This is a genomic window from Kitasatospora sp. NPDC001095 (genome assembly GCF_053598615.1).
Map to the genome: position 1 here is coordinate 61,773 of NZ_JBSFKQ010000041.1, position 10,490 is coordinate 72,262.

Here is a 10,490-nt window from a genome sequence, read left to right on the forward strand (position 1 = left end):
TTGTGACTTTGTGTCGCTTCGAAACAAAATCGGTTCACGCACCGGACCCGACGCCCCCTCCTCCCAGTCTCGCAGCACACCCCCGGCGACCGACAGCCCCTGGGGCCCCGCACGTGTCGCCCTCACCGCGTTCTTCGCCATCGACGGCTTCCTCTTCGCCGCCTGGGTCGTCCGCATCCCGGACGTCCGCAGCCAGGTCAGCGCCTCGCACAGCGCCCTCGGGCTCGCCCTGCTCTGCCTGTCCATCGGCGCCGTCCTCACCATGCCGATGGTCGGCCGGCTCTGCCTGCGGTACGGGCCGCGCCCGGTCACCGTCGGCTCGCTCGCCCTGCTCAGCCTCGCCGTCCCGCTGCCGGCGCACGCCCACTCGGTCACGGCGCTCGGCGGGGTGCTGCTGCTGTTCGGCGCGGGGTACGGCGGGGCCAACGTCGCGATGAACAGCGCCGCCGTCGACCTGGTCGCGCAGCTGCGGCGGCCCGTGATGCCCAGCTTCCACGCCGGGTACAGCTTCGGCGGGCTGGCCGGCACCGGGGTCAGCGGACTGGTCGCCGGACCGCTGAGCACCGCGTGGGCGCTCGCCCTCAGCGCGGTGGTGGGCATGGCCGTCACCATCGCCGCGGGCATCGTCCTGCTACGCAGCCCGGCGGCGGAGCAGGTCGCGCCGGACCGGGCGAGCCGTACGGGCGGCGCGGGCCGCGCGGGGGCGGACGCGGGCTCCGCCGGTGGCCGCACCCGGCTGCTCGTCCTGCTGCTCGGCCTCACCGCGCTCTGCACCGCGTACGGCGAGGGCGCGATCGCCGACTGGACCACGCTGCACCTGTCCGACGACGTCCATGCGAGTTCCGTGGTGGCCGCCACCGGCTACGGCGCGTACGCGTTCGCGATGGCCGGCGGACGGGTCGGCGGCACCTGGCTGTCCATCAGGCTCGGCCAGACCCGGCTGATGCTGTTCGGCGGGCTGACGGCGGCGGCCGGCATGCTGGTCGCCGCCCTGGCGCCGGTGGTGCCGGTGGCGATCTGCGGTTTCGTGCTGGTCGGCCTCGGCCTGGCCAACCTCTTCCCGCTCGCCCTCGCCCGGGCCGGCGCGGCGGGCGGACCGCAGGGCGTCGCGTTCGCCTCCTCACTCGGCTACGGGGGGATGCTGATCGGCCCGGTGGTGATCGGCTTCCTGGCGGACGCGGCCGGACTGCCGCTGGCCCTCACCACGGTCGCGCTCGCGGCCACGGTGGCTGCGCTCCTGCCACTGTCGGTCGGACGGCGGGCGACGGGCGACGGGATGTCCGGGTGGCACCCGAGAGCTGACGGACGACGGATGACAGCTAACAGATAACAGCTGATGAAATCTGTCACCTGTCAGCGGTCATCCGCCATGTGACAGGATGCGGGGCCATGACGACCAGCGAACGCTTCCAGGTACTGCGGGCGAGCGAGCGCCCGGCGACGGCGTGGCTCAACGGGGGCGGGGTGACCAGGGAGATCGCCGGGTTCCCGGCCGGAGCCGGGCTGGACGCCTTCGACTGGCGGGTCAGCCTCGCCGACGTCGCCACGGCCGGACCGTTCTCCCCGTTCCCCGGGATCGACCGGGTGATCACCCTGGTGGAGGGCGCCGGCATGGTGCTCACCGTCGACGGCGCCGAGCAGCTGGTCGACGCACCGTTCCGGCCGTTCGCCTTCTCCGGCGACGCCACCACCGACTGCCGACTGCCGGCCGGCCCGGTGGTGGACTTCAACGTGATGACGCGTCGCGGGCGGATCGAGGCGACGGTGAGCATGGCGACGGCGGCCACCACGGTCGGCGTCCCGGACGGGAGCACCGTCCTCCTGGTCTGCCTCGCCGGCACGGCGACCGTCGACGGCGTCGAACTCACCCGCCACGACGCCGCGTTGCTCGACACCCCGGACGCGTACGAGCTGAACCCGGACGGCACCACCGCCATCGTCACCTTCCGCGCCACCCCCTGACAGCCGACCGACCGACACCCCGGAAGAAGCGAAGACCGGCACACCGGCGAAGGCCGGTGCTCCCACCTCCCGGACCTTCCCGGAGGCGGGAGCGCCACCATCGCATCACCCGCAGAGCACCGGCGTGGCGTGCGCCGGGTCCAGGGCGTTGGTCACCAGGTGCAGCGCCGTCGGCGAGAACGCGATCGCGACGTGCTCCACCAGCGAGACCGGGCAGTGCGCCTGCACCACCTGGTTGTCGACGTCCGGACCGTTCAGGAACTGGGTCTGCCACGGGGTGACGACCAGGTCGAAGACCGTCGAGACCACCGTGTAGCTCACGCCCGGGACGGTGTCCGGCCGGGAGGCCATCAGCCGGTTGAAGTCGGAGCCCACCGCCTGGTCCCGGCAGGCCTGGCAGAGCGAGTAGACCAGGTCCGTGACGCCCGGGAAGAACGACGTCAGGTTGACGATCCCGTCGAGCGTCGTGCCGTGGTTGGACGGTGCCAGCCCGACCATCTTGCCGACCTTGGACCCGCCGCCGAGGAACTTGAGGTAGTAGTTCGGCATCATGCCGCCCTGCGAGTGCCCGACGATGTCGACCTTGGCCGCACTGGTCGCGTTCCTCACCAGGTCCACGAACCGGGCGAGTTGGTCCGCCGACTCCGGGACCGGCCCGAGGCCGCCGATCGGCAGCAGCAGGCCGCTGCCGCTGGAGGTGACACCGGGGACGGTCCCGTAGTCGAGCGCGAAGACGCAGTACCCGAGGCTCTTCAGCAGCGGGGAGAGCGCCAGCCAGTTCTCGTAGCGGTTGGCGAAGGTGCCGTGCACCAGGACCACCGGGTCGGGGTGCGCCGCGCTCGGCCGGCAGGTCCAGTCGTTCGCGCCCGGCGGCGAAGCCACCGTGTCACCGTCCGGCGGAAGTTCGGCCGAAGCGGCGGCCGAAGCAGCGGGCGGAGCGGCCGCCGAAGCAGCGGGCGAACCGGCGGGTGACGCGGCAGGCGAAGCAGCCACAGCGGCCGCGCCGGTCGGCGACACCGCCGCACCGACCAGCAGCGCCACCGCCAGCAGCAGCCCGCGCAGCACACCACCGCCCCTGCCACGCACGGGAATTGCGGAGAAGCGGAGAAGTGGGGTTCTCAACTGTTGCCTCCACAGCGGAAGTTTGTTACCAACAGGTAACCCGAGGGCTCCATCATGCGGTCGCCCCTCCGGCCCGGCCCTTGGGCGCCCCCCAGACCTGGACGGTGTTCTCTGTGACCGGTCACAACGCACCCGACTGCACGCCCCCGAACGCCACCGGCCGGACTCCGCACTGGCGCGTCCCCGTGATCGGCGGACTCCCCGCCGACCAGCGGCTGCTCGGCGGCTCACGGGAGTTGGCCGAGACCGTGGTCTCCGCCCTGCTGGAGAGGGTACCGGTCTACCGCCGACTGCCCCGCGAACAACTTGCCGGCGAACTGACCAGGGACACCGAGCGCCGCATCCGCGCCCTCGCCCACACCGTACGGACCGGACTCCCGGCCTCCGCCGAGGAGTTCGCCGCCGTCCGGGAGTCAGCCGCCCGGCGCGCCGAGGAGGGCCTGCCACTGGACGCCGTCCTGCTCGCCCACCATCTCGGGCTGGAGGTCTGCTGGGAGTTCGCCACCCGGTGCGCCCGGGACGGCGACACCGCCGACCTGCTCGTCCTCAACCGGCTGCTGCTCGACCAGCTCCGCCAGGCGACCACCGCCGCCGGTGCGGGCTTCCTGGAGGGCCGGCGTCCGGCCGCCGACCGGCGGGGCGCGGCCCGGCGCTCCCTGCTCGGCGCGCTGCTCGCGGGCACTTCCTACGACGAAGCCGCCGACCACGCCGGACTCCGGCTGCCCGCCGGGTACGCCGTGCTCTGCCTGTCCGTCGCCGACCACCCCGACGAACACGCCCCCGGCGTCGACCGGGGTATCGCCGCCCGCCGCAAGCTCCACCGGTTCGAAGCCGAACTCGACCACCGCACCCGGCAGTCGGCACTCACCGCACTCACCCCCACGGGCGGCATGGTGCTCATCCCCTTCGGCCCGTCACCCGGCCCGGACAAGGAGGGCACCGGCGAGGACGGCACCGGCGTAGGCGACACCGGCGTAGGCGACACCGGCGTAGGCGACACCGACGAGCCGCCCTGGCCACTGCTCGCCGCCGCCCTCGCCGCGGCCGCCAGGGCGGCCGGCGCTCCCGTACTGGCCGGAGCCGCCTCGGCCGGCCCCGCCGACGTGCCCGCAGCGGCCGCCCTCGCCCACGAAGTCCTGGACGTGGCACGGGCGTTCGGCCGACCTCCGGGGCTGCACCGGCTGGACGACGTCCTGCTGGAGTACCAGCTCACCCGGCCCAGCCAGGCCCGCTCCCGGCTCGCCGCGCTGCTCGAACCGCTGGCCGGGGCCGGGGAGTTGCTCATCACCCTGCACACCCATCTGGCCGGGGGTCTGAACCGCCGGCACACCGCGAGCGCCCTGCACCTGCATCCGAACACGGTCGACTACCGGCTGCGCCGGATCGCCGCGCTGACCGGTCTGGATCCGAGCCGCCCCGCCGACGTCCCGCGGATCACCGCCGCCATCGCCGCCCGCACCGCCGAACAGTCCTCCCTCAGCAGCTAGTTCGAAGCCGCCCGCCCATGAACCACCCAAGGCAGACCAAGACCCTCAGGGCCACCCACAGCAGACCAAGGCCCTCAGGGCCCCCAAGTCAGCCCGACGCCAAGGCCCCCAGACCCGTCCATGACACCCAGACCCGTCCATGGCACCCGGCCGACGATGTCAGCCCTGCTCCCCCGGCAGCCGCAGGTCCCAGCCGACCAGGGCACGCAGCTGCTCCGCGGTCACACCGTCCGGCACCGGCTGCGGAGCGTCGTGGCGCAGCGGCGGTTGCCAGCCCTCCTCCTCGGTCCAGCGGCGCACCACCTTGGCCGGCGCGCCCGCGACCACGCTGTGGTCGGGCACCTCGCCGCGCACCACGGCGCCCGCCGCGACCACCACGTTGCGGCCGATCCGCGCCCCCGGGAGGATCACCGCGCCGGTGCCGATCCAGCTGCCCGCGCCGATCTCCACCGGTTCGTTGCGCGGCCACTGCTTGCCGATCGGCAGCTCGGTGTCCCGGTACTCGTGTGCCTGGTCGCTGATGTACACGCCGGGACCGGTCCACACGTCGTCACCGATGACGATCGACTGGTGGCCGACGACATGGCTGTCCCGGCCGATCACGCAGCCGCCGCCGATCCGCACGATCGGCTCCGGTCCGAGGTCGAGCCCGGGCAGGAACCCGGCGCTGATGGTGACCCGCTCGCCGATGATCGAGAACGGCCCGATGGTGATCCACTGCTCGTTGAACACCGCCCCGAGCGGGAAGGTGAGCGTCGTGCCGTCCCCCAGCTCGCCGAACCGGTACGGGCCGGGGTTGCGGTTGGTGACCGCGCCGGTCCGCTGCGCCCAGCGCCAGCCCCGGTGGACGAGGCGTCCGGCGGCGCGGCGGCCACCGGTCCGGACGGCTGAGAAAAGGGAACGGGTTATCGGCATGCGCTCACGTTACCGGCCCGTAGCATCCGCCCGTCCGCCGGGAGCCGTCCGGAAGGTCCGAAGGAATGTCCGGAATCCGCGACCCTCGGCCGACCGCGGTGGAAGACTCCGTCCCATGGAGATCACCGAGCACATCGACGCGCTGCGCCACGAGGGCATCCGGCTCGCCGAGGCCGCGGCCCGCACCGAACTGTCCGCCCCCGTTCCGACCTGTCCCGAGTGGCGGCTGACGGACCTGCTGCGGCACATCGGCTCCGTGCACCGCTGGGCCGCCGCGTTCCCCTCCCGGGGCCTGCGGGCGCCGCTGGGCGAGGCGGACGCGCAGGCCGCCATCGGGCCGCTGCCCTCGGACGCCGCACTGCTCGACTGGTACCGCGAGGGCCATGCCGCCCTGCTGGACACGCTCACCACGGCGCCCGCCGACGTGGAGTGCTGGAGCTTCCTCCCCTCGCCCAGCCCGCTGGCGTTCTGGGCCCGGCGCCAGGCCCACGAGACCGCCATCCACCGCCACGACGCCGACGCGGCCGCCGGGGTGCCCGGACCGACCGTGGACACCGCGCTCGCCCTGGACGGCATCGACGAGCTGCTGCGCGGCCTCATGGCCGGCGGCCGGTCCAAGCTGCGCAGCGACCGGCCGCGCACCCTCCGGGTCCGGGCCACTGACGGCGCCGGCTCCTGGCACCTGACGATCACCCAGGAGCCGCCGGCCGTCACCACCGACGGGGGCTCCGAGCCGGCCGACCTGACCCTCACCGGCCCCGCCGACGAGCTCTACGTGCTGCTGTGGAACCGGCTGCCCGCCCGGCGGGCCGGGAAGGTCCGGGCGATCGGCGACGAGAGCCTGCTCGACCTCTGGCGGGACGCCGCGATCTGATCGCGACGGCCGTTCCCCCGGGTGTGGCGCCGGCCCGCCCGGGGACCCGCCGTCAGCGCACCCAGCGCGCGGGCCGCTTCTCCAGGAACGACCGCATCCCCTCCTGCGCCTCCTCCGAGCCGAACAGCCGCGCCGACAGCTCCACCAGCTCGTCCGCGTCCCGCTCGAAGGAGCGCACCACCTCGGCGTTGGCCAGCCGCTTGGACTCCGCCAGGCCCTGCGGGGAGCCCAGGCGCAGCGCGTCCAGCAGGCCCTTCAGGACCACGCCGGTGGACTCGGCGGAGTCGGTGGCGCTGGTGATCAGCCCGATCCGGGCGGCCTCGGTGGCGTCGAAGACCTCGCCGGTGAGGTAGTAGCGGGAGGCGGCGCGCGGGTCCAGCTTCGGGCGCAGCGGCAGCGAGATGACGGCGGGCGCGAGACCGAGCCGCACCTCGGTGAAGGCGAAGGTCGAGGCCGGTCCGGCGACGGCGAGGTCCGCCGCACCGACCAGGCCGAGGCCGCCGGCCCGGACGTGCCCGTCGATGACGGCGATCACCGGCTTGGCGCAGTCCACGATCGCCCGCTGGAGCTCGACCAGGCCGCGCGGGCCGACCGTCGGGTCGGCGCCGGTCGCCTCGGAGAGGTCCGCGCCCGCGCAGAACACCTTGCCGGTGTGCCCGAGCACCACAGCGCGGACCTCCGGGTCGGCCGCGGCGGTGGCCAGCCCGGCGTGCAGCTCGGCCATCAGCCGGGTGGAGAGCGCGTTGCGGTTGTGCGGCGAGTCGAGGGTGAGCGTGGTGACGGCGTCGGCGGTGCTGACGTGGACGAGGGGCGCTGCGCTGGTCATCGGCGGGCCTGCCTTCCGGCTGAGGGTGGGTCGGACTGCGGACGCGGCCCGGGGGCTGCCCGGACGACGCCCGGACGACTCTGGCACGCCCACCCGCCGCTCGGCCAGAGCCAACCCGTCCGACGGCCGCCCCGGCCGCCCGATTCCCCTCCGCCGACCTGCCGTTCCTGCGCGAACTGCCGGAGGTGGAGCGCCGAGCCGCCGGGGCGCCGGGCGGCTCGGCGCCGGGCCGCGGAGCGCCAGGCCGCGGGGCCGGGCTTGCGGACACGAGGGATCATGGATCAGGATCCGCGTCATGACCGCCTCCCACCTCACCCACATCACCGAACCGCCCGGTGTCGCCCCCGGCACCGGCTACACCCAGGTCGTCCACGGCAGCGGCCGAATCGTCCAGGTGTCCGGCCAGGTCGCGTTCGACGAGCACCGGAACCTGGTCGGCGCGGGTGACCCGAAGGCGCAGGCACGGCAGATCTTCGAGAACCTGCGCCGTTGCCTGGCCGCCGCCGGAGCCGGCTTCGACGACGTCGTGAAGCTCACCTACTTCATGACCGACATCTCCTACATCTCGGCCATCCGCGAGGCCCGCGACGAGTGCCTGGGCTCCGGCCCGCTGCCCGCCTCCTCCGCCATGCAGGTGGCGGCGCTGTTCCTGCCCGAGGTACTGATCGAGATCGAGGCGATGGCGATCGTCCGGGACTAGCCGGCGCAGGCGCCGCGCACCCTCTCCCCAGTGGTACAGACCTGTTGACGCATTGGTCCAGTCCTCCTACAGTTCCCATGCCTTGCCTCCCCACGGCACAGGCATCGATCGCACACGGGCCAATCACGGATCAACCAAGGTTCTACGTCACCCTGTTCAACCCCCACAGCCACAGGGAGAACCATGTCCGCTCGATCCCGGGCCGGGCGCCCGCGCGTGCGCAGCAGACTGCTCGCACTGCTCTCCGTCCTGCTCCTGCCCCTCGCCGCGCTCACCGCGCTGGCCGCCCCGGCGAACGCCGCCGGGAAGCTCACCGCCACCTTCACCACCGCCGACAACGGCTCCTGGTGGCAGGGCACCTACATCGTCCACAACGACAACGCGACCGCGGTGAGCGGCTGGACCCTGGAGTTCGACCTCCCGGCCGGCGTCACCATCGGCAACAGCTACAACGGCACGGCGACCGTCAACGGCCGGCACGTCACCGCCACGGCCGCATTCTACAACTCCACCGTCAACGCCCACAGCACCACCGAGCCGTACAGCTTCTGGTTCGTCGGCAACGGCCCGGTCTCCACCCCGCTCAACTGCCGTGTCAACGGCGACAAGTGCGACGGCACGGCGGACGTCCCGCCGTCCGCGCCGGGCACCCCGACGGTCACCGAGTCCACCGCGCACACGCTCGCGCTGAGCTGGCCGGCGGCCACCGGCGGGGACTTCCCGGTCGTCTCCTACGACGTGCTGAGCGGCGGCGCCGTGCTCGCCTCCAGCCCGTCCACCAGCGTGCTGGTCGGCGGCCTCACCCCGGCCACCTCGTACACCCTGAGCGTCCAGGCCAAGGACAGCCGCGGCAACACCGGCCCGCTCAGCGCGTCCGTCACCGCGTCCACCTTCGACCCCTCGACCGACACCTCGCCGCCCACCGCACCGGCCAACCTCCGGGCCACGACGGTCGGTTCGACGGACGTGACGCTCGCCTGGAACGCCGCCACCGACAACGTCCGGGTCGCCGCGTACGACGTCTACCAGGGTGGCACCCCGGTCGCGACGGTCACCGGCGGCACGCTCGGCGCGACCGTCGGCGGCCTCTCGCCGTCGACCACCTACACGTTCACCGTGAAGGCCCGGGACGCCGCCGACAACGCCTCGCCCGCCTCCGCCCCGCTCACCGTGACCACCTCGGACCTGGTCGGCGCCGGGAAGTACGCCCGGGTCGGCTACTTCGTCCAGTGGGGCATCTACGGCCGCCAGTACTTCGTCAAGAACCTGGACACCTCGGGCGCCGCCGCCAAGCTCGACGTCGTCAACTACGCCTTCGAGAACATCGATCCGGTCAACCTGACCTGCATGGCGGGCGTCACCAAGGGCACCACCGGCAACCCGGAGGACCCGGACCAGGGCACCGGCGCCGGTGACGCCGACGCGGACTACGGCCGGGCGATGAGCGCCGACCAGTCGGTGGACGGCGTGGCCGACGACGGCTGGGGCAAACTCCGCGGCAACTTCAACCAGTTGAAGAAGCTCAAGGCCAAGTACCCGAACCTGAAGGTGGTCGTCTCGCTCGGCGGCTGGACCTACTCCAAGTACTTCTCCGACGCCGCCGCCACCGACGCGTCCCGCCAGAAGTTCGTCAAGTCCTGCGTCGACACCTGGATCAAGGGCAACCTTCCGGCCTACAACGGCGCCGGCGGCGACGGCGTGGCCGCGGGCATCTTCGACGGCATCGACCTCGACTGGGAGTGGCCCGGTTCCGGCGACGGCCACCCGGGCAACCACTGGAGCGCCAACGACAAGAACAACCTGACCCTGCTGCTGGCCGAATTCCGCAAGCAGTTGGACGCGTTGGGCGGCCCGCACAAGCTGCTCACCGCCTTCACCCCGGCCGACCCGGCGAAGGTCGCCGCCGGCTGGGACCTCTCGAAGATCTTCGGCTCGCTGGACATCGCCAACGTCCAGGGCTACGACTTCCACGGCTCGGGCAGCGACAACTCCTGGGAGCCGAACCGCACCGGCCACGCCTCCAACCTCTACCAGGACCCGAACGACCCCTACGCCACCCACTTCAGCATCGACGCGGCCGTCCAGACGTACCTGAACGCCGGTGTCAACCCGCGCAAGCTGACCATCGGCTTCCCGTTCTACGGGCGCGGCTGGCAGAGCGTCGCGGACGGCGGCGCGAACGGCGCCTGGCAGTCCGCGAACGGAGCCGCACCGGGGCAGTTCAGCGACGAGGCCGGGACGCGCGGGTACCACAACCTGATCACCGGCCTCTCCGGCCTCAAGGTCTACCACGATCCCAAGTCCGTTGCGACGTACGGCTATACGGGATCCGGCGGGCAGTGGTGGAGCTTCGACGACGCCTGGTCGATCACGCAGAAGACCGCCTACCTCAAGTCGAAGAACCTGCTCGGCGGCATGATCTGGGAGATGTCCGGCGACACCCCGTCCGGCACCCTGATGTCCGCGCTGGACACCGGGCTCAGGTAGCTCCGGGCCGGCGCCACGAACAGAACGGGCCGGCGCCCCTCCCCCCACCGGGGAGGGGGGCCCCCCCCCCCGCGCCACCACCCCGCCGCCCCCGCGGCCCACGCCCACAGCCCCCCC

The 10,490-nt window shown here is 73.1% G+C and carries 9 protein-coding genes; 6 read left to right on the top strand and 3 right to left on the bottom strand.

Annotation, left to right across the window (positions count from 1 at the left end; translation table 11 throughout):
• Window positions 1–10: 10 nt before the first annotated feature.
• Complete coding sequence (locus ACWDBB_RS27160; protein ID WP_449792093.1) at window positions 11–1,330, top strand: MFS transporter; 1,320 nt, start codon at window positions 11–13, stop codon at window positions 1,328–1,330.
• A gap of 59 nt (window positions 1,331–1,389) precedes the next feature.
• Window positions 1,390–1,962 (top strand): HutD/Ves family protein, encoded by a 573-nt coding sequence (locus ACWDBB_RS27165; RefSeq protein ID WP_449792094.1) that lies wholly within the window; start codon window positions 1,390–1,392, stop codon window positions 1,960–1,962.
• A 105-nt stretch (window positions 1,963–2,067) separates the two neighbouring features.
• Here the strand turns inward: ACWDBB_RS27165 and ACWDBB_RS27170 are convergent, their stop codons facing one another.
• Window positions 2,068–2,955: an esterase/lipase family protein gene (locus tag ACWDBB_RS27170; protein WP_449792106.1), complete on the bottom strand. Its 888-nt coding sequence runs from the start codon at window positions 2,953–2,955 to the stop codon at window positions 2,068–2,070.
• 242 nt (window positions 2,956–3,197) lie between these two features.
• Between ACWDBB_RS27170 and ACWDBB_RS27175 the strand changes: the two genes are divergently transcribed.
• Window positions 3,198–4,571, top strand: a complete 1,374-nt coding sequence (locus ACWDBB_RS27175) for a PucR family transcriptional regulator (RefSeq protein WP_449792095.1) — start codon at window positions 3,198–3,200, stop codon at window positions 4,569–4,571.
• Window positions 4,572–4,730: 159 nt separating this feature from the next.
• Here the strand turns inward: ACWDBB_RS27175 and ACWDBB_RS27180 are convergent, their stop codons facing one another.
• Window positions 4,731–5,486 (bottom strand): acyltransferase, encoded by a 756-nt coding sequence (locus tag ACWDBB_RS27180; protein WP_449792096.1) that lies wholly within the window; start codon window positions 5,484–5,486, stop codon window positions 4,731–4,733.
• A gap of 115 nt (window positions 5,487–5,601) precedes the next feature.
• Between ACWDBB_RS27180 and ACWDBB_RS27185 the strand changes: the two genes are divergently transcribed.
• The gene (locus ACWDBB_RS27185) at window positions 5,602–6,360 is read left to right on the top strand and encodes a maleylpyruvate isomerase family mycothiol-dependent enzyme (RefSeq protein WP_449792097.1); all 759 of its coding nucleotides are present in this window, start codon (window positions 5,602–5,604) and stop codon (window positions 6,358–6,360) included.
• Window positions 6,361–6,412: 52 nt separating this feature from the next.
• Here the strand turns inward: ACWDBB_RS27185 and ACWDBB_RS27190 are convergent, their stop codons facing one another.
• Complete coding sequence (locus ACWDBB_RS27190) at window positions 6,413–7,186, bottom strand: enoyl-CoA hydratase family protein (protein WP_449792098.1); 774 nt, start codon at window positions 7,184–7,186, stop codon at window positions 6,413–6,415.
• Between the two features lie 295 nt (window positions 7,187–7,481).
• Here ACWDBB_RS27190 and ACWDBB_RS27195 point away from each other — a divergent pair, with 295 nt between their 5' ends.
• Both ACWDBB_RS27195 and ACWDBB_RS27200 read left to right on the top strand, forming a co-directional pair.
• Complete coding sequence (locus ACWDBB_RS27195) at window positions 7,482–7,886, top strand: RidA family protein (RefSeq protein WP_449792099.1); 405 nt, start codon at window positions 7,482–7,484, stop codon at window positions 7,884–7,886.
• Between the two features lie 183 nt (window positions 7,887–8,069).
• Window positions 8,070–10,373 carry a glycosyl hydrolase family 18 protein gene (locus tag ACWDBB_RS27200; protein ID WP_449792100.1) on the top strand — a complete coding sequence of 768 codons (2,304 nt, stop codon included), beginning with the start codon at window positions 8,070–8,072 and terminating at the stop codon, window positions 10,371–10,373.
• Window positions 10,374–10,490 lie beyond the last annotated feature (117 nt).